Source organism: Chryseosolibacter histidinae, from assembly GCF_018598225.1.
Taxonomy (GTDB): Bacteria; Bacteroidota; Bacteroidia; order Cytophagales; family Cyclobacteriaceae; genus Chryseosolibacter; species Chryseosolibacter histidini.
This window is the reverse complement of sequence record NZ_JAHESF010000112.1, coordinates 1-245: the sequence shown is the minus strand read 5'-3', so window position 1 is coordinate 245 and position 245 is coordinate 1. Positions and strand designations below refer to the sequence as shown.

At 54.3% G+C, this 245-nt stretch carries 1 pseudogene; it reads right to left on the bottom strand.

Annotated features, from left to right (window positions below):
* Positions 1 to 245: pseudogene (locus tag KK083_RS32390) on the bottom strand (arylsulfatase); the annotation flags it as partial.

Sequence of the window (245 nt, the reverse complement as noted above, 5' to 3'; positions counted from 1 at the left end):
ATCTTCTTTAATCTTGTACAAGTGCCACGTAGTATCGCGCGCCGTTGACACCAGCTTCCAATCACCGTTGCGCACGTAGCGCGCGTTGAAGTGCTCATTATACAATGTACGGTCAGTCTTCTCCGTGCCCTGTGTCAGCGCCGTGAGCAGGCTGGTGCCTTGCATCGGGGTGATCGTGCGGTTGTCGTATTGCGCCGGATACTCTGCTTTTGCCAGTTGTAGAAAAGTCGGCATGAAGTCCGGCA